This window comes from Streptomyces sp. IBSBF 3136 (assembly GCF_036815105.1).
Taxonomy (GTDB): Bacteria; Actinomycetota; Actinomycetes; order Streptomycetales; family Streptomycetaceae; genus Streptomyces.
This window is the reverse complement of record NZ_JAJSZC010000003.1, coordinates 1-19,146: the sequence shown is the minus strand read 5'-3', so window position 1 is coordinate 19,146 and position 19,146 is coordinate 1. Positions and strand designations below refer to the sequence as shown.

At 70.4% G+C, this 19,146-nt stretch carries 11 protein-coding genes and 1 tRNA gene; 1 reads left to right on the top strand and 11 read right to left on the bottom strand.

What is annotated here, in order from left to right:
- Positions 1-280: 280 nt before the first annotated feature.
- The 9 genes from V7E45_RS01015 to V7E45_RS00975 form a co-directional block, all read right to left on the bottom strand.
- Positions 281-751, bottom strand: a complete 471-nt coding sequence (locus V7E45_RS01015; protein ID WP_333772107.1) for a Dps family protein — start codon at positions 749-751, stop codon at positions 281-283.
- A 195-nt stretch (positions 752-946) separates the two neighbouring features.
- The gene (locus V7E45_RS01010; RefSeq protein WP_333772106.1) at positions 947-1,321 is read right to left on the bottom strand and encodes a helix-turn-helix domain-containing protein; all 375 of its coding nucleotides are present in this window, start codon (positions 1,319-1,321) and stop codon (positions 947-949) included.
- A gap of 109 nt (positions 1,322-1,430) precedes the next feature.
- Positions 1,431-1,976 (bottom strand): CinA family protein, encoded by a 546-nt coding sequence (locus tag V7E45_RS01005; RefSeq protein ID WP_333772105.1) that lies wholly within the window; start codon positions 1,974-1,976, stop codon positions 1,431-1,433.
- Positions 1,973-2,740, bottom strand: coding sequence for a CDP-diacylglycerol--glycerol-3-phosphate 3-phosphatidyltransferase (gene pgsA, locus V7E45_RS01000; protein WP_333772104.1), 768 nt, complete (start codon positions 2,738-2,740; stop codon positions 1,973-1,975). The genes V7E45_RS01005 and pgsA overlap by 4 nt, the downstream gene beginning before the upstream one ends.
- Positions 2,737-4,209, bottom strand: a complete 1,473-nt coding sequence (rimO, locus tag V7E45_RS00995; protein ID WP_333772103.1) for a 30S ribosomal protein S12 methylthiotransferase RimO — start codon at positions 4,207-4,209, stop codon at positions 2,737-2,739. The genes pgsA and rimO overlap by 4 nt, the downstream gene beginning before the upstream one ends.
- A 94-nt stretch (positions 4,210-4,303) precedes the next feature.
- The gene (locus V7E45_RS00990; RefSeq protein WP_333772102.1) at positions 4,304-5,146 is read right to left on the bottom strand and encodes a helix-turn-helix domain-containing protein; all 843 of its coding nucleotides are present in this window, start codon (positions 5,144-5,146) and stop codon (positions 4,304-4,306) included.
- A gap of 422 nt (positions 5,147-5,568) precedes the next feature.
- Positions 5,569-8,340 (bottom strand): DNA translocase FtsK, encoded by a 2,772-nt coding sequence (locus V7E45_RS00985; RefSeq protein WP_333772101.1) that lies wholly within the window; start codon positions 8,338-8,340, stop codon positions 5,569-5,571.
- A 163-nt stretch (positions 8,341-8,503) separates the two neighbouring features.
- Positions 8,504-9,184, bottom strand: a complete 681-nt coding sequence (locus V7E45_RS00980; protein WP_333772100.1) for a response regulator — start codon at positions 9,182-9,184, stop codon at positions 8,504-8,506.
- Between the two features lie 273 nt (positions 9,185-9,457).
- Positions 9,458-14,917: a HAMP domain-containing protein gene (locus tag V7E45_RS00975; RefSeq protein WP_333772099.1), complete on the bottom strand. Its 5,460-nt coding sequence runs from the start codon at positions 14,915-14,917 to the stop codon at positions 9,458-9,460.
- A 420-nt stretch (positions 14,918-15,337) separates the two neighbouring features.
- Here V7E45_RS00975 and V7E45_RS00970 point away from each other — a divergent pair, with 420 nt between their 5' ends.
- Positions 15,338-18,094, top strand: a complete 2,757-nt coding sequence (locus V7E45_RS00970) for a SpoIIE family protein phosphatase (protein ID WP_333772098.1) — start codon at positions 15,338-15,340, stop codon at positions 18,092-18,094.
- 64 nt (positions 18,095-18,158) lie between these two features.
- On the opposite strand, the gene V7E45_RS00965 is transcribed toward V7E45_RS00970, so the two are convergent.
- Positions 18,159-18,231 (bottom strand) — tRNA-Thr (locus tag V7E45_RS00965).
- A gap of 83 nt (positions 18,232-18,314) precedes the next feature.
- Positions 18,315-18,977, bottom strand: coding sequence for a DegT/DnrJ/EryC1/StrS family aminotransferase (locus V7E45_RS00960; protein ID WP_333772163.1), 663 nt, complete (start codon positions 18,975-18,977; stop codon positions 18,315-18,317).
- Positions 18,978-19,146: the final 169 nt, after the last annotated feature.

Below are 19,146 nucleotides of genomic sequence, written 5' to 3'. Positions count from 1 at the left end.
CCCCGCCTCCACGGCCCCGGCCGCCTGCCTCTTGGGAACGCAGTGCACGGGAAGCACGCTCAGCCCCCAGCCGCCGGCCACCACGGCTCCCTCGATCACCCCGGCGCCCGCGCCGAGGGCGATGCGCAGCACCGCCCACCACCACAGGAGTCCCAGCCCGAGTGCGGCCCCCCAGCGCACCACCCGCCTCACCATGGCCGTCACCTCCAGCCGGACGCTAGAACGCCACGCGACCCGTGCGGGAGGCGCACCGAGGGCTCACAGGTGCAGGACCGGCCCCTCAGGCGTTCTCCGCCTGGAACATCCAGTGGTGTTTCTCCAGGTCCGCGGTGATCCCGATGAAGATGTCCTGGGACACCGGGTCCGCCTCGCCGGTCCCGTTCACCCGCGCCCGCATCCGGACGATCACCGCGCCGAGGGCGTCCACCAGGGCCCGTACCGCGTCCGCGTCCTTGACCCAGCCGGCCGGGGCGCTCCCTATGCCGCTGGCGGAGGCCACCGTGGCCGCGCGCCCGTCGGGCGGTACGCCGAGCGCGGAGGCTCGCTCGGCCACCGTGTCGGAGTGGATGCGCGCGGAGTCGACGACCTCGTCGAGCTGGAGGTGGATGGAGCGGAAGCGGGGTCCGACGACATTCCAGTGGACCTGCTTGGCGACCAGGGCGAGGTCCACCAGGTCGACCAGGGCGCCCTGCAGCGCCTCGGCCACGGTCTTCAGGTCGTCGTCGGGCAACGGGCTCTTCACGACGTACATCCGTTTCCTCCGGGGGCTCGGGGCCGTCACGTCCCTCCACCATGACCGCCACACCGAATACCGGCAAATGGACCAAAGCGAGACACAGATCACGCGCGAGCACCACGCGAAAGCCCCGGCCGGGCCCCAGGTCTCCCTGGGAAGCCCGGCCAGGGCTTCGCACGTATCGGGGTCGTCAGGCCGCGCAGGCAGACGTCACGCCGCGACCACGTCCACCGCTTCGGCGGGCGCCTTGATGGTCACCCGTTCCGGTGGCACACCGGTCACCGACACGGAACCCAGCATCGGACGGACCGGCGTGGGCACGGACTGGGTGGCCGTGGCGGACTGGGCCAGTTCGGCGAGCGCCAGTTCGTCGCTCACCTCTCGCATCAGTTCCGACATCCGTACGTCCAGCGCGTCGCAGATGGCGGAGAGCAGCTCGGAGGAAGCCTCCTTCTGCCCCCGCTCCACCTCGGAGAGATAGCCGAGTGAGACTCGGGCGGACGAGGAGACTTCGCGCAGAGTACGGCCCTGGCGTTGGCGCTGCCGACGCAGCACGTCACCAAGCAGGCGACGGAGCAGAATCATCGGTGGCTCCCTCCTCGGACCGCGTAGCCGCATCCTTCTCGCCCCACCGTACCGCCTCGCGCCGCGGCCGTGCGGGGAGCGATGTCGTGTTCACTCAGGGCTGCAAACATCAAAACCCCCCGTTCCGTTCCGTATCCTGTGCCCGCTCATTCCCGGTCTGTTCGCCCGCAAGCTCCTTCAGAAGCAGTGCGAGTACGCTCCGTACACTCTCCATACGAATTTCCGCACGGTCGCCGTTCAACCGCAGGGCCTCCACTTTTCCGCCACCGGCAGAACCAGAGCCCGGCGTCCGGGGGCCGTCGACGGCCACGAACACCGTCCCGACGGGCTGTCCGTCCTGCGGATCGGGGCCCGCGACACCGGTCGTCGCGATCCCCCAGTCGGCACCCAGGGCCTTACGGACCCCGGCCGCCATCTGGGCCGCGACCTGCGCATCCACCGCTCCCCGCTGCTCCAGGAGAGTGGCGTCCACCGCCAGCAGCTCGTGCTTGAGCTCGGTGGCGTACGCGGTGACCGAACCGCGGAAGACCTTGGAGGCCCCGGGGACCGTGGTGATCTCCGCCGCCACCAGTCCACCGGTGAGCGACTCCGCCACGGCGAGGCTCTCGCCCATCACGGTCAGTAGTCGCACTACTTCGGTGGCCGGTGAACTCACGCCTGCTTCTCCTCCAACGCCGCCGCGCGCTCGGCCATTCCCCGCCGGCGCAGCACAATGGCTTGTCTCACGTAGTCCAGGCCCGTGACGACGGTGAGGACGACCGCCGCGGCCATCACCCAGAACCTCAGGGAGGCCAGCCAGCCGGTCAGCGCCAGGACGTACATCCCCACGGCGACGCCCTGGGTGAGCGTCTTGAGCTTGCCACCCCGGCTCGCGGGGATCACGCCGTAGCGGATGACCAGGAAACGCAACAGGGTGATGCCGAGTTCCCGGCCGAGGATGACGGCCGTGACCCACCACGGCAGATCGCCCAGGGCCGACAGGCAGACGAGGGCCGCGCCCATGATCGCCTTGTCGGCGATGGGGTCGGCGATCTTCCCGAAGTCGGTGACCAGGTTGTACGTGCGCGCCAGATGTCCGTCGAACAGGTCGGTGATCATGGCGATGGCGAAAGCCGCCCAGGCGAGCGAGCGCCAGGCCGGGTCGTAGCCGCCGTCCGCCAGCATCAGCGCCACGAATCCGGGCACCAGCAGCAGCCGCAGCATCGTCAGCAGATTGGCGACGTTCCAGACGCTCGCCTGGTTGACGGCAGCGGCCGTCAGCTTGCCGCCGCGCGCGGGCCGCACGCCCTCGGAGTCCGCGGCCGTAGCCGCGGGGCCGGAACCGGAGACCTCACGGGCGCCGTCGGCAGCGGCGGCGGAACCACGGGCACCCTGCGCGCCGGTGGAGCCGCCCGCGGCGGATGCCGGGACTCCGGTCATCTGCCCGCCTCCTCGCTACACCCGGACGAGCCCGCCAGCGGCTCGGCGACCAGGTCGACGCCCTCCGTGCCGACCACCTTCGCCTCGACCATACGTCCGACGCTCAGGCCCGCGCCGCTCGTGAGCAGCACCTGGCCGTCCGTCTCCGGCGCCTGGTGCGCCGCACGGCCGTACACGCCCTCCTCGTCGTCCACGGACTCCACGAGGACGCTGACGGTCTGCCCGACGCGCTCCTCGGACCGCTGGGAGACGAGCTCCTCGGCGAGCCGGGAGATATGGGCGAGGCGCTCGGCGACGACGTCCTCGTCGAGCTTGTTCTCGTACGTCGCCGCTTCCGTGCCCTCCTCGTCCGAATACCCGAAGACACCGATGGCGTCCAGGCGGGCGCCGGTCAGGAAGCGCTCCAGTTCGGCGAGGTCCGACTCGCTCTCGCCGGGGAAGCCGACGATGAAGTTGGAGCGCACGCCGGCCTCCGGGGCCTTGCTCCGGATGGTGTCGAGCAGTTCCAGGAAGCGGTCGGTGTCGCCGAAGCGGCGCATCGCGCGCAGCACGTCGGGCGCGGAGTGCTGGAAGGACAGGTCGAAGTAGGGGGCGACCTTCGGGGTGGAGGTCAGCACGTCGATCAGGCCGGGGCGCATCTCGGCCGGCTGCAGGTAGCTCACCCGCACCCGCTCGATGCCGTCGACCTCGGACAGCTCGGGCAGCAGGGACTCCAGCAGGCGGATGTCGCCCAGGTCCTTGCCGTAGGAGGTGTTGTTCTCGGAGACCAGCATGATCTCCTTCACCCCCTGCTCGGCCAGCCAGCGCGTCTCGTTCAGCACGTCGCTGGGGCGGCGGGAGATGAAGGAGCCGCGGAAGGACGGGATGGCGCAGAACGAGCAGCGCCGGTCGCAGCCGGAGGCGAGCTTGACGGAGGCGACCGGGGAGCCGTCCAGCCGGCGGCGCAGGGGCGCTCGCGGGCCGGAGGCGGGCGCGAGGCCCTCCGGGAGATCGGTGGGGCCGTGGCCGGGCAGCGCGACGGCGGCGGCCGACTCCTGGCGCTCGGCCGGGCTGATCGGCAGCAGCTTGCGGCGGTCGCGCGGGGTGTGGGCGGCGTGGATGCCGCCCGACAGGATGGTCTGCAGGCGGTCGGAGATGTCGGCGTAGTCGTCGAAACCGAGCACGCCGTCGGCCTCGGGCAGGGCCTCGGCCAGTTCCTTGCCGTACCGCTCGGCCATGCAGCCCACCGCCACGACGGCCTGGGTTCTGCCATGGTCCTTGAGGTCGTTGGCCTCCAGCAGGGCGTCGACGGAGTCCTTCTTGGCGGCTTCGACGAAGCCACAGGTGTTGACCACGGCGACATCGGCGTCCGCGGCGTCCTCGACGAGCTGCCAGCCGTCCGCCTCCAAACGGCCTGCGAGCTCCTCCGAGTCCACCTCGTTACGGGCGCAGCCGAGAGTGACTAGTGCGACGGTACGGCGTTCAGGCATGGGCTCAAGACTACTTTGTCTCACTGACGACCCACGTCGACGGGGTTGGCCGATCCTGGCCAACCCCGTCACATCCGCTCCGCCCGAGGGCCCCTCATCCGGCCTCGGGGTCGCCCTTGGTGTACGTGAGGCGCTCCACGGCGCCCGGCCGGAAGTTGTCCTCGATCTTCTTGCCGTTGACGTACAGCTGGATCGCGCCGGCGTCGCCGAGGATCAGGTTGATCTTGGAGTTGTCCTGGAAGGTCTTGGACTCGCCCTTCTTCAGCAGCCCGTCGAAGAGCATCCGTCCGTTGTGGTCCTTGGCGGAGATCCAGCTGCGCCCGCCCGGCGCGCTGACCTGGACGGTGACCTTGTCCTGCGGGGCGGCCGCGATGGCGCTGTCGGACGCCTCCGAGGTGGGCTCGGCGGGCTTGCCCTTCTTGGGGGTGGGCGAGGAGGACTTGCTGGGCGTGGTGGTGGTGCCCTCGGCGACCTGCGACTTGGCGTCGTTCCCGGCGCCGCCGCCCTTGAACGCGGTGAACCCGACGAAACCGACGACGGCGACGATCGCGGCGACCATGGCCGCGGTCCAGTTCGGGCCCCTGCGCTCGGGGCGGATACGTTCCGCCTCGAACAGGGGGGCCGCCGGGGTCGGCGCGGGCCGTCCGCCGTGCTCGGCGTCGAACTGCTCGATCAGTGGTGCGGGGTCGAGGTGCACAGCCCTGGCCAGCGTGCGGATGTGCCCGCGCGCGTACACGTCACCGCCGCAGGGGGCGAAGTCGTCCGCCTCGATGGCGTGCACGATGGCGATGCGGACACGAGTGGCGCTGCTGACAGCGTCGACGGTGAGCCCGGCCGCGATGCGCGCCTGCTGCAGGGCGCGCCCGACGGAGGTACGGGCTTCTTCGGACACGTCTGGGAACGGACGCTCGTCTTCAGGGGAGTTGCCGATGGACACGGGGGCGCCTTTCGAGCGTGTGAGCCACCTGTGCTGGAGGTTCAGTCTAGGGCGGGAGCGAAAGGGTGGGGCAACCGGGCGGTGGGACTTGTACGCCAATCGGAAAGGCCGGTCATCCCGACGGCGGGGACAGACACCTACCCCATATCGGGGTCGGTAGCTGTCCTTTCGCTCAACTTGACGTACAGCAAAGGGAAACGGTTGCCCGACTCTCTCTAACGGGTGGATCACGGCCGTGCCGCCAGCCGGCGTAACCCGACACGCCGGGTTCCGCACGCCGGGCGGGCAACCGGCCCAGTCCGCTTCAGCGGCCCCACCCGATCCGCCCGTTCCCGCCCGCACTTCCCCTTGTGTCCGCCCGGAATCGACCGCCTTGCCGCTTCCGTCCGCCCGGTCCGCCGGGTCCGCGCGCCCCGCGCGTCCTAGCCGTCGGACTCCCCGCGGATCACCGCGAGCACGCCGTCCAGTTCGTCGGGCTTCACGAGAACGTCACGCGCCTTCGAGCCCTCGCTGGGCCCGACGATGTTGCGGGACTCCATGAGGTCCATCAGCCGGCCGGCCTTGGCGAAGCCGACGCGCAGCTTGCGCTGGAGCATGGACGTCGACCCGAACTGGGTGGAGACGACCAGCTCGGCCGCCTGGCACAGCAGGTCGAGGTCGTCGCCGATGTCCTCGTCGATCTCCTTCTTCTGCTTGGTGCCCACGGTGACGTCGTCCCGGAAGACGGGCGCCATCTGGTCCTTGCAGTGCTGGACGACGGCGGCGACCTCGGCCTCGGTCACGAACGCGCCCTGCATGCGGGTCGGCTTGCTCGCGCCCATGGGCAGGAACAGCCCGTCGCCCTTGCCGATCAGCTTCTCGGCGCCGGGCTGGTCGAGGATGACCCGGGAGTCGGCGAGCGAGGAGGTGGCGAACGCCAGCCGCGAGGGCACGTTGGCCTTGATGAGGCCGGTGACCACGTCGACCGAGGGTCGCTGGGTCGCCAGCACCAGGTGGATGCCGGCCGCGCGCGCGAGCTGGGTGATGCGCACGATCGCGTCCTCGACGTCCCGCGGGGCGACCATCATCAGGTCGGCCAGCTCGTCCACGATCACCAGCAGGTACGGGTACGCCTGGAGCTCCCGCTCGCTGCCCTCGGGCGGCTTGACCTTGCCCTCGCGAACCGCCCGGTTGAAGTCGTCGATGTGCCGGAAGCCGTACGCGGCGAGGTCGTCGTAGCGCAGGTCCATCTCGCGCACGACCCACTGCAGGGCCTCCGCGGCACGCTTGGGGTTGGTGATGATCGGCGTGATCAGGTGCGGGATGCCCTCGTACGCGGTCAGCTCGACGCGCTTGGGGTCGACCAGGATCATCCGGACGTCCTCCGGGGTCGCCCGCATCATGACCGAGGTGATCAGGCAGTTGATGCAGGACGACTTGCCGGACCCGGTGGCGCCCGCGACCAGCATGTGCGGCATCTTCGCCAGCGAGTGCATCACGTACCCGCCCTCGACGTCCTTGCCGAAGGCGACCAGCATCGGGTCGTCGTCCTCGGCGGACTCCGCGAGGCGCAGCACGTCACCGAGGTTGACCATCTCCCGGTCGGTGTTCGGGATCTCGATGCCGACCGCGGACTTGCCCGGGATGGGGCTGATGATCCGCACGTCGGGGCTGGCGACGGCGTACGCGATGTTCTTGGTGAGCGCGGTGATCCGCTCGACCTTCACGGCGGGGCCGAGCTGGACCTCGTAGCGGGTGACGGTCGGGCCCCGGGTGAAGCCGGTGACGTCGGCGTCGACCTTGAACTCGGAGAAGACGTTGCGCAGGGAGTCGACGATCGCGTCGTTGGCCGCGCTGCGCGCCTTCCCCGGCCCGCCGCGGGTGAGCAGGTCCAGCGACGGCAGCCCGTAGGTGATGTCCCCGGCGAGCTGGAGCTGCTCCGCGCGCGGGGGCAGCTCGCGGGGCGCGTCGGGGGCCGCCTTCGTGAGGTCGGGGACATTCGCGACCTGGACCTTCTCCTGCTCGGGCCGGGCGGCCGGCGCGGGAACCGGGGCGGCCGCTGGAACCGTCGCGGACGCGGGTGCCGGGCCGGGGGCGGCTGCCGGGGTCGGCACCGGCGTGGTGTCCTCGCGCTCCCCCGCGCCGACCCCCTGGGTGAGGTCGGCGACGAGCGGCGACGGCGGCATGCCGTGCAGGACGGCGCCGTCGAGCGCGGCCGCGGCGGCCGCCGCGACGTCCACGGCGTCCATCCGGCGCTGCGGGTCGGGCTGCGGCACCGCGGAGCGCCTGGGACGGCCGCGGCGCTGTGAGAGGGCCTCCTCCTCGGCGCCCTCGGGGTCGTACCCCTGAGGGGCGCTCCGGCGCTTACGGGGGCGCGCGGGCAGCGCCTCACGCCACTGCTCGTCGTACCGCTCGTCGTCCTCGGAGGTCTCGTACTCCTCCGGCTCGGGCAGCAGCCCCAGCCGCACGCCGAGCGCGCGCAGCCGCTGCGGGATGGCGTTGACGGGGGTGGCGGTCACCACGAGCAGTCCGAAGACGGTCAGCAGCACCAGCAGCGGTACGGCGAGCATGTCGCTCACGGTGTACGTCAGCGGGGTCGCCGCCGCCCAGCCGATCAGGCCGCCGGCGTCCCTTATGGCCTGCATGCCGTCGCTGCGGGCGGGTGAGCCGCAGGCGATGTGGACCTGGCCGAGCACGCCGATGACGAGCGCGGACAGGCCGATCACGATACGGCCGTTGGCCTCCGGCTGCTCCGGGTGCCGGATGAACCGCACGGCGATCACCGCGAGCAGTATCGGCACCAGCAGGTCGAGCCGGCCGAAGGCGCCGGTGACCAGGATCTCCACCAGGTCGCCGACCGGACCGCGCAGATCGGCCCAGGTGCCGGCGGCGACGATCAGCGCGATGCCGAACAGCAGCAGCGCGACGCCGTCCTTGCGGTGGGCCGGGTCGAGGTTGCGCGCGCCCTGCCCTATGCCCCGGAAGACGGCGCCGACGGCGTGCGCCAAACCCAGCCACAGGGCGCGCACCAGCCGGTACAGGCCCCCTGTCGGGCTCGGTGCCGGCCTGGGCGGCGCGACCTTCTTGGCCGGGGCCCTCCTCGCGGGCGCCTTCTTGGCGGGGGCTTTCCTGGCGGCGGCCTTCCTCGCCGGAGCCTTCGTGGGAGCGGCCGCCTTCTTGGCGGGCTTCTTGGCTGCGGAGGGACGTGAGGCCATAGGTGTGAGGTTACCGGGGGAGACGACGGCGGACACGTGTGCCCGCCCCCGAGTTCTCGACTTCGCTCGAACAGGGGGGACCGCCGGCTTCACCCGTACGTGTCCCCCGTACCGCGGCGCGGAACTGACGCGCACTCATGGACAACTGTGCTCCGGGCGGGCGTCAGTTCTGCGGCGGCATCGACGCGGCACCGCTCGCCGTGCCCGGCTCCAGCGCGTCGAGCGCCCGGCGCAGCCCGGTGAGTTTGCGTTCGAGATGGGCCGCCGTGGCCACCGCGGCCGCGTCCGCCGACTCGTCGTCCAACTGCTTGGACAGCGCCTCCGCCTGCTCCTCCACGGCCGCCAGCCGCGCCGACAGCTCCGCGAGCAGCCCGGCGGACTCCTTGCCGCCCACCGCGCTCCTGCCGCCGCCCTCCAACTGGAGCCTCAGCAGCGCCGCCTGTTCCCGCAGCTGGCAGTTCTTCATGTACAGCTCGACGAACACCGAGACCTTGGCGCGCAGCACCCACGGGTCGAACGGCTTCGAGATGTAGTCCACCGCGCCCGCCGCGTAACCCCGGAAGGTGTGGTGGGGGCCGTGGTTGATCGCGGTCAGGAAGATGATCGGGATGTCCCGGGTCCGCTCCCGCCGCTTGATGTGCGCGGCCGTCTCGAAACCGTCCATGCCCGGCATCTGGACATCCAGCAGAATGACCGCGAAATCGTCCGTGAGCAGTGCTTTGAGCGCTTCCTCCCCGGACGATGCCCGCACCAGTGTCTGATCGAGCGCAGAGAGGATGGCCTCCAGCGCCAGCAGATTCTCCGGCCGGTCATCGACCAGGAGGATCTTGGCCTTCTGCACCATGGCCCGCCCTCCTCGTCCCGGCGGTACACCGGGCGCCGCCCCAGGGGACGACTCCCTTTCGCCGTCCGTCCTTGTGCCGGTCATCGTAGCCGCACCCCGCCCGTCGCCACACCCTGTCACCGCGATGTCACTGTGCACATAAGGGAAACGCGGCGCAGGACCGGAAGGTTCCCGGAATCCGCGATTCCCCCACACGTCCGGAGACCGGGGACCGGCAACTCCACGTGCACATCCCGGGTTCCCACCCCGTTCACGTTCGCACCGGTCACCCCGTCACCGGGCCCCCATCCACTGCCGCATGACCGCCAGCAGATGATCGGGGTCGACCGGCTTGGTCACGTAGTCGGAGGCGCCCGATTCGATCGCCTTCTCCCGGTCGCCCTTCATGGCCTTCGCGGTCAGCGCGATGATCGGCAGCCCGGCGAACTGCGGCATCCGGCGGATCGCCGTGGTCGTCGCGTACCCGTCCATCTCGGGCATCATGATGTCCATCAGCACGACCGCCACGTCGTCGTGCTGTTCGAGCACCTCGATGCCCTCACGGCCGTTCTCGGCGTACAGCACCGACAGCCCGTGCTGCTCCAGGACGCTGGTGAGCGCGAACACGTTGCGGATGTCGTCGTCGACGATCAGCACCTTCTCGCCGCCGAACCGCACCGCGCGGGCGGGCTCCGGCACGCTCTCCTGCTCGGCGATCGTCGTCCACTGCTCGGGCCGCTGCTCGACCGGCGGCAGACTGCGGCGCCGGCGCCGGAAGAGCGCGGCGGCCCCGTTCTGCGTCTCCTGGTACGACTTCACCTCGGCCGGCGTCACGATCTCCGCTGCGGACAGCTCCGAGGACAGCCGCGCCTCGGAGGCGACCAGCTCACCGGCCTCCAGCGGGGCCACCGACTGCTGGTAGCCCTGCGGCGGCAGTTCGCTCGGGTGCAGCGGCAGGTACAGCGTGAACGTCGAACCGCGGCCCGGCTCGCTCTGCGCGTGGATCTCACCGCCGAGCAGCTGCGCGATCTCCCGCGAGATCGACAGACCGAGGCCGGTGCCACCGTACTTGCGGCTGGTCGTGCCGTCCGCCTGCTTGAACGCCTCGAAGATCACCCGCATCTTGCTGGCCGCGATGCCGATGCCCGTGTCGGTCACCGAGAACGCGATCAGATCCGCCTGCGGATCGGTGAGCGAACCGGCCTCGAGCAACTGCTCCCGGATCTTCTGCGGCACATCCGCGCCCGCGGGCCGGATCACCAGCTCCACCGACCCGGAGTCGGTGAACTTCACCGCGTTCGACAACAGGTTGCGCAGCACCTGAAGCAGCCGCTGCTCGTCGGTGTGCAGGGTCGCCGGCAGCTCCGGGGACACCCGCACCGACAGGTCGAGCCCCTTCTCCGCGGTCAGCGGCCGGAAGGTGGCCTCCACGTAGTCCACGAGCTGGACGAGCGCGATACGCGTCGGGGAGACGTCCATCTTGCCCGCCTCGACCTTCGACAGGTCGAGGATGTCGTTGATCAGCTGGAGCAGGTCGGAACCGGCGCCGTGGATGGTCTCGGCGAACTCCACCTGCTTCGGCGACAGGTTCCCCTCGGCGTTGTCGGCGAGCAGCTTGGCCAGGATCAGCAGCGAGTTGAGCGGTGTGCGCAGCTCGTGCGACATGTTCGCGAGGAACTCGCTCTTGTAGCGCATGGACACCGCGAGCTGCTCGGCCCGCTCCTCCAGGACCTGCCGGGCCTCCTCGATCTCGGTGTTCTTCACCTCGATGTCCCGGTTCTGCCGGGCCAGCAGCTCCGCCTTCTCCTCCAGCTCGGCGTTGGACGCCTGCAGCGCCTTCTGCCGGTTCTCCAACTCCGCCGACCGCTCGCGCAGTTGCTCGGTCAGCTCCTGCGACTGCTTCAGCAACTGCTCGGTCTTGGTGTTGACCGAGATGGTGTTGACACTGGTCGCGATCATCTCGGCGATCTGGTTGAGGAAGTCCTTCTGGATCTGGGTGAACGGCGTGAAGGAGGCCAGCTCGATCACCCCGAGCACCGTGCCCTCGAACAGCACCGGCAGCACGATCACCTGCGCCGGCGGCGCCTCCCCCAGCCCCGAGGAGATCTTCAGGTAGCCGCTGGGCGCGTTCTCCACGAGGATCGTGCGCCGCTCCTCGGCTGCCGTGCCGATGAGCGCCTCACCCGGCCTGAACGACGTCGGCATGGAGCCCATCGAGTAGCCGTACGAGCCGAGCATCCGCAGTTCGTACTGCTCCCCGGCGTCACCGCTGATGTCCTGGCCCTCCATCAGCGGCATCGCCACGAAGAACGCCCCGTGCTGCGCGGAGACCACCGGCGTCAGCTCGCTCATGATCAGCGAGGCCACGTCCTCCAGGTCCCGGCGGCCCTGCATCAGCGCGGAGATACGGGCGAGGTTGCCCTTGAGCCAGTCCTGCTCCTTGTTGGCGATCGTGGTGTCGCGCAGGTTGGCGATCATCTTGTTGATGTAGTCCTGCAGCTCCTGGATCTCGCCGGACGCGTCGACGTCGATCTTCAGGTTCAGGTCGCCGCGGGTCACCGCGGTCGCCACGCGCGCGATGGCACGCACCTGCCGGGTCAGGTTCCCGGCCATCTCGTTCACCGACTCGGTGAGGTCCCGCCAGGTGCCGTCGACGTCACGCACGCGTGCCTGGCCGCCGAGTTGCCCCTCCGTGCCCACCTCACGGGCGACCCGGGTGACCTCCTCGGCGAAGCTGGAGAGCTGGTCGACCATCGTGTTGATCGTCGTCTTCAGTTCGAGGATCTCACCGCGGGCGTCGATGTCGATCTTCTTCGTCAGGTCACCCTTGGCGATGGCCGTGGTGACCATCGCGATGTTGCGCACCTGACCGGTCAGGTTGGACGCCATCTGGTTCACGGACTCGGTGAGGTCCTTCCACGTCCCGGCCACACCCGGCACGTGCGCCTGACCGCCCAGGATGCCGTCCGTGCCCACCTCACGGGCCACCTTGGTCACCTGGTCGGCGAACGAACTCAGCGTCTTGACCATCGTGTTGATGGTGTCCGCGAGCTGCGCGACCTCACCGCTCGCCTCGATCGTCACCTGCCGGGTCAGATCACCGTTGGCCACGGCCGCGGCCACCTGCGAGATGTTCCGCACCTGCATGGTCAGGTTGTTGGCCATCAGGTTGACGTTGTTGCTCAGGTCCTTCCAGATGCCCGTGACACCCGGCACGTGCGCCTGGCCGCCCAGGATGCCCTCGGTGCCCACCTCACGGGCCACCCGGGTCACCTGCTCGGCGAAGCTGGAGAGCTGGTCGACCATCGTGTTGACCGTCGTGACCAGTTCGAGGATCTCGCCCTTCGCGTCCACGGTGATCTTCTTCGACAGGTCGCCCTTGGCGACCGCCGTCGTGACCTCGGCGATGTTGCGCACCTGGATCGTCAGGTTGTTCGCCATGAAGTTCACGGACTGCGTGAGGTCCTTCCAGGTGCCGGAGACACCCTGCACCTCGGCCTGACCGCCGAGCATGCCCTCCGTGCCCACCTCACGGGCCACCCGCGTGACCTCCTGGGCGAACGACGACAGCTGGTCCACCATCGTGTTCAGGGTGTTCTTCAGCTCCAGGATCTCGCCGCGCGCGTCCACGGTGATCTTCTGGGACAGGTCACCGCGGGCCACCGCCGTGGCGACCTGGGCGATGTTGCGCACCTGGGCGGTGAGGTTCCCGGCCATGCCGTTCACCGAGTCCGTCAGGTCCCGCCACACACCGGCCACGCCCGGCACCTGCGCCTGACCGCCGAGCCGGCCCTCGGTGCCCACGTCCCGGGACACCCGGGTCACCTGGTCGGCGAAGGCGGAGAGCTGGTCGACCATCGTGTTGATCGTGTTCTTCAGCTCGAGGATCTCGCCGCGCGCGTCGACGTCGATCTTCTGCGACAGGTCACCGCGCGCCACCGCCGTCGTCACCTGTGCGATCTGCCTCACCTGTGAGGTGAGGTTCCCGGCCATGAAGTTGACGGAGTCCGTCAGCTCCTTCCAGGTGCCCGAGACGCCGTCCACCCGCGCCTGACCGCCCAGCCGGCCCTCCGTACCCACGTCCCGCGCCATGCGCGTGACCTGGTCCGCGAAGCTCGACAGCTGGTCCACCATCGTGTTCACGGTGTTCTTCAGCTGGAGCATCTCGCCGGACACGTCCACCGTGACCTTCTGCGACAGATCGCCGTTGGCCACCGCCGTCGTCACCTGCGCGATGTTGCGCACCTGCCCGGTCAGGTTGCGGAACGCGGTGTTGACGGAGTCCGTCAGGTCCTTCCAGGTACCGGCCGCCCCCGGCACCTGCGCCTGGCCGCCCAGCTCACCCTCGACACCGACCTCGCGCGCGACCCGCGTCACCTCAGCACCGAACGCGGACAGCTGGTCCACCATGCCGTTGACGGTGTTCTTCAGCTCCAGCATCTCGCCGGCCACGTCCACGGTGACCTTCTGCGACAGGTCACCGCTGGCCACCGCCGTCGTCACGGCGGCGATGTCCCTCACCTGTGTGGTCAGATTCCGGAACACCGTGTTGACGGAGTCGGTGAGGTCCTTCCAGGTGCCGGCGACACCCGGCACGTTCGCCTGACCGCCCAGCCGTCCCTCGGCACCGACCTCGTTGGCCACCCTCGTGACCTCGTCGGCGAAGATCCGCAGCGTCTCGGTCATCTGGTTGATCGTCTCGGCCAGCTGCGCGACCTCGCCACGCGCCGGCACGGTCACCTTCTGCGACAGGTCACCGTTGGCCACCGCGGTGGTGACCTGGGCGATCCCGCGCACCTGAGCCGTCAGGTTGCCGGCCATCAGGTTCACCGAGTCGGTGAGTTCCTTCCAGGTGCCGTCCACCCCGGGAACATGCGCCTGACCACCGAGAATGCCGTCCGTGCCGACCTCGCGCGCGACCCGCGTCACCTCCGAGGAGAACGCCGAGAGCTGGTCGACCATCGTGTTGACGGTGTTCTTCAGCTCCAGCATCTCGCCGGCGACGTGCACCGTGACCTTGCGCGACAGATCGCCCTTGGCCACCGCGGTCGTCACCAGGGCGATGTCCCGCACCTGCGCCGTCAGCCGGGACGCCATCGTGTTGACCGAGTCCGTGAGGTCCTTCCACGAACCGGACAGCCCCCGCACGCGCGCCTGCCCGCCGAGCTTGCCCTCGGTGCCGACCTCGCTGGCCACCCGCGTGACCTCGTCGGTGAACGTCGACAGCTGGTCGACCAGGTTGTTGACGGTACGGCCGACCTTCAGGAACTCGCCCCGCAGCGGATGCCCGGTGCCGTCCGGTGCCTGGGTGCGCAGGTCCATGCGGGGCGACAGATCGCCCTCCGCGACCGCCGTCAGGACCCGGCTGACCTCCGAGACCGGCCACACCAGATCGTCGACCAGCGCGTTGGAGTTGTCGATGGCGGTCGCCCAGGAGCCCTCGCAGGCACCCGTCTCCAGCCGCTCTGTGAGCTTGCCCTCACGCCCCACCATGCGCCGCACCCGCGACAGCTCGCCGGTCAGATGCAGATTGCGGTCGGCCACCTCGTTGAAGACCGCCGCGATCTCCGACATCACGCCGTCCCCGGACACCGTGAGCCGCTTGCGGAAGTTCCCGTCGCGCATCGCCACGAGGGCCGCCTGCAGCCGGTTCAGGGCAGCCGTGTCCACGGCGGTGGTGCCGCCGTTCCTGCCCAGGGACGGTCCGCCTTTCGCGCGCGTCTTCGTGCCCCGCGTCGCTGCGCCAGACTCCACTGTGTCCCTCCCGAAGGGGTAGACCGTTACTGCTGTGCCACTGCCGTGCTCGGCCACGCCGGCCCGGTGCGCCGCATCCCGGCCCACCGGTTACTTCCGCGTACCCGTTACTCATGGGTATTTCTGCCAGACGAGATCCGACACACCAAGGGCTGCTGCCCGCCGTACACGGAACACACGCAGCATGACCGGACCTTCGTCAGAAGCTTGCCCAGTGTTTCACCCCGGCCGAACCAGGCCATAACAGTTCGGCAGCTTCGCACATCGTCCGCACACCCTGGGGGCGTAATCACCGGCGACCGGCATCCACTCGGACGGGGAAGGTAAGTAACCTTGCATGCGGCTGTCCAGCCGCACCGGTCCCACCGGCCTGGGCGGTGGCACGAGAACGAGCGGGCATCGGAGGGGCGGCCGCAGACCATGACCACCGGAGTGATCCCCGAGGGACTTCCCCCGGAGCCACGGCCGACGGGCGAGCTGATGCCGCAGCAGCGGCGCGAGCCGGCCGGCCCCGCAGCCCTGCACGTCGACAACCGGCCGAGGAGTTCTGTGATCACCGCGCGCGCGGCCGCCAGTTTCGAGCCCGTCGGCCGATCGGTCGCGACCGCCCGGTCCTTCGTCCGCGACACCCTCCAGGGCTGGGGCTTCGCCGACATCGTCGACGACGCGGTGGTCCTCACCAGCGAACTGGTGACCAACGCGGTCGTGCACGCGGGCACCCACGCGGAAGTGCTGTGCCTGCGCACCGAGGACGGCGTGCGCATCGAGGTCTCCGACCGCTACCCGGAACGCGAGGTCCCCCTCCAGGGCTCGCCCGCCGCCATGGGCAGCCCCGACCGGGAGGGCGGGCGCGGCCTGCAGCTGTGCGCGGCCCTGGCCGCCCGCTGGGGCGTGGACTACACACCCACCCACAAGAACGTCTGGTTCCAGCTCGACCTGCCCGAACGCCCGGTCGGCACCCGCGCCGCCGGACCCTCGCTGCCCGCCGAGCTGCTCCCGCTCGCCGACGGCCGGGTCCGTGTCGCGGTCGTCCAGATCGACCGCAAGGGCATGATCAACGCCTGGAACGAGGACGCGGAGGAACTGTTCGGCTACCCGGCGGCCGCGGTCATCGGCAGGCCCCTCACCGACCTCGCCGCCTGGCCGCACACCCCCGGCACCGGCACCGGCATCGCCGAGGCGCTCCAACTCTCCCGCTGGGAGGGCAGCTACGGCGTCCGCGGCGCCGACGGACGGGTGGCCTCGGTCTACGCCTCCCACCTCAGGGTCCGCGACACCGGCGGCGAGCCGTCCACCGTCTGCCTCCTGGTCCGGGACCACGAGCGCGCCGTCCTGCAGACCCCGCAGCGCGTCCCCGCCGGCGACCAGGCCACCGCCTCCGACGGCCAGAGCACCGACCCCTTCGAGGTGTTCATCGGCTCCCCCGCCCCGGACGACCTCGACGGCCTGCTGCAACGCACCGTCGAACGCGCCCGCGACATGCTCGACGGCGACTCCGCGTTCCTGCTCCTGGCTACCGACGACGAGACGGAGCTGGAGGTCCGCGCCTCCACCGGCCTGCCCTCCGCCCGCCAGCGCTTCGCCCGCGTCCCCGTGGAGGCGGGCCCCGGCCGCTACGGCTCCGCCCGCATGCCGGCCGTCCACGACGACCTCAACGCCGTGCCCGGCGCCGTACCTCTGCTCAACGGCACCGGCATGCGCTCGGTCGTCACGGTCCCGCTGAAGGTCGAGGGCCGCCTCACCGGCTCCCTCGGCGTCGCGGCCGAGGCACCCGGCCGGTACTCCAACGAGGAGGCGCTGCGCCTGCAGTTCGCCGCCGACCGCATCGCCCTGGCCGTGGAGTCGGCCCGGTTGGGCGAGCTCGAACGGCTGCGACGCGGTTCCCTGAGCTTCCTGGTCGAGGCCTCCGACCTGCTCGCCGGCACCCTGGACCGGGACCAGACGCTGGCCCTGATGGCCCAGATGACCGTGCCGACGCTCGCCACCTGGTGCGCCGTCTACACGATCGCCGACCAGGCATCCGAGCCCTACCTCTCGTACGTCCTGCACGAGGACGAGGAACTCATCGACGGCATCAAGTCGTTGCTGTCGAAGATCTCCCCGCCCGATCCGGTACCGACGCCCGGCGCCCGCGTCTGGAACACCCCCGGCGAGGTCGCCCACCAGGCGGCCCTGCGCAGCTCCATGCGCAGCCTCGGCCTGTCCGGCGGCCCCACGCACCAGATCGCCTCGGGCATCGGCCCGACCCTCGCCACCGCCTCCGCGGTCGGCGGCGAGACGGTCGTCCTGCCGCTGGTCGCCCGCAACCGCGTGATCGGCATGCTCACCCTCGGCAAGCCCACGGACGAGCACTTCCGGCAGGAGATCCTGGAACTGGCCGAGGACTTGTCCCGCCGGGCCGCGCTCGCCCTGGACAACGCCCGCCTGTACTCGGAACGCACCGCGATCAGCCAGGCCCTCCAGCGCAGCCTGCTCCCGCCCGGCCTGCCGCAGATCGACGGCGTCGAGGTCGAGGTCATCTACCGCGCGGCCGGCGAGGGCAACGAGGTCGGCGGCGACTTCTACGACCTGTTCCCCATCGGCAACGGCGCCTACGGCTTCGCCATCGGCGACGTCTGCGGCACCGGCCCGAACGCGGCGGCGGTCACGGGCCTGGCCCGGCACGCGCTGCGCCTGCTGGCCCGCGAGGGCCTGTCCGGCCCCGCCGTGCTGGAGCGCCTCAACTCCGCGATCCTCGACGAGGGCGACCGCAGCCGCTTCCTGACCCTGCTCTACGGCGAGATGCGGCCCCAGGCGGACGGCAGCGCCGAGCTGAAGGTGGTCTGCGCGGGCCACCCGCTCCCGCTGCGCCTGCGCCAGGACGGCACGGTCGTCGCGGCGGCCGAACCCCAGCCGCTGCTCGGCGTCATCGAGGACCTGGAGCTGTACGAGCAGACGGTCACCCTCGACCCGGGCGACGTCCTGCTGTGCGTCACGGACGGCGTCACCGAACGCCGTGAGGGCACCCGCATGCTGGGCGACGACGGTCTCGCCGACGTGCTGACCACCTGCACGGGTCTCACGGCCGGCGCTGTCGCGGCACGCATCATGCGAGCCGTGGAACGCTTCGCGTCCGACGCCCCCTCGGACGACATGGCGATCCTGGCGATGCGGGTCTCGGGGCTTCACCACGACTGAGGCCCCGGGCCCGCCCGGGCACACGAAGAAGGCCCCGCCCACAAGGGCGAGGCCTTTATTCCAGAGCCCCCAAACGGAATCGAACCGTTGACCTTCTCCTTACCATGGAGACGCTCTACCGACTGAGCTATAGGGGCCTGTCGCATTCGAGGTTTCCCTCGCGGCAACAAGAAAACCATACCCTGAACAGGCCGCATTTCCCAAACTCGTTCGGCGGCGGTCAGAAGGCGGGCTGGAGCAGTCCGCCGAGGGCGTTGCACGCGGACACGATGCGCTGCATCTCGCGTTTGGTCAGTGCGGCGTCGACGGGCAGGGCGAGCGTCTCGTCCGCGGCCCGCTCGGTCTGCGGCAGCGTCACGCAGCACCGGAACTCGGGCAGCCGGTGCACGGGTGTCTTCACCGGCACGTGGCAGGCAACTCCCTTGGCCCGCAGGGCCCGCGCGAAGGCGTCACGGTCCGGCCGGCCGTTGCCCGGCACCCGCACCACGTACTGCTGGTAGCTGTGCCCGTCACCGCCGTCCGGCGTGCGCACGCCCTTCAGCTTGGCGTCGAGGTAGGCGGCCCGCTCCCTGCGCTGCGCCATCTCGTCGTACGGCGCCTCGGACTCGCCCTGCTCCAGCACGAGCAGCCCGTGCCGCCGGCCGACCTCGTGCAACCGCGTGATGTCGGCACGCCGTCCGAAGCGGTGTACGACAACGACGGCCGCGGTCCGAGGAGTTACGGCAGCTTCGACGGCGGAGGGGTCGAGGCAGTAGGTGGCCGGATCTATGTCGGCGAACACGGGGAGCGCACCCACGAGGCACACGGCCTCGGCCAGCTCGACGTTCCCGAAGGCCGGTACGACGACCTCGTCACCGGCTCCGACGCCGGCGGCTCTGAGCATTGCAGCAGTACCCATGGCTGTGATGCTGAGCGCGCAACGTGAACTTGAAGTTACGCATACCAAAAAAGGGTTGGGGGCCCCCCCCCCCGGGGGGGGCCCCCCCCGGGGGGCCCCCCCTCGACCGTTTCCACCCCCCAGCGTTACGGATTCGAGGCCAGCCAGGCTGGGG

Coding starts and splice junctions, on each gene's coding strand:
- V7E45_RS01015 (WP_333772107.1), bottom strand. CDS start 751: ATGTACGTCGTGAAGAGCCCGTTGCCCGACGACGACCTGAAGACCGTG.
- V7E45_RS01010 (WP_333772106.1), bottom strand. CDS start 1,321: ATGATTCTGCTCCGTCGCCTGCTTGGTGACGTGCTGCGTCGGCAGCGC.
- pgsA (WP_333772104.1), bottom strand. CDS start 2,740: ATGACCGGAGTCCCGGCATCCGCCGCGGGCGGCTCCACCGGCGCGCAG.
- rimO (WP_333772103.1), bottom strand. CDS start 4,209: ATGCCTGAACGCCGTACCGTCGCACTAGTCACTCTCGGCTGCGCCCGT.
- V7E45_RS00985 (WP_333772101.1), bottom strand. CDS start 8,340: ATGGCCTCACGTCCCTCCGCAGCCAAGAAGCCCGCCAAGAAGGCGGCC.
- V7E45_RS00980 (WP_333772100.1), bottom strand. CDS start 9,184: ATGGTGCAGAAGGCCAAGATCCTCCTGGTCGATGACCGGCCGGAGAAT.
- V7E45_RS00970 (WP_333772098.1), top strand. CDS start 15,338: ATGACCACCGGAGTGATCCCCGAGGGACTTCCCCCGGAGCCACGGCCG.
- V7E45_RS00960 (WP_333772163.1), bottom strand. CDS start 18,977: ATGCTCAGAGCCGCCGGCGTCGGAGCCGGTGACGAGGTCGTCGTACCG.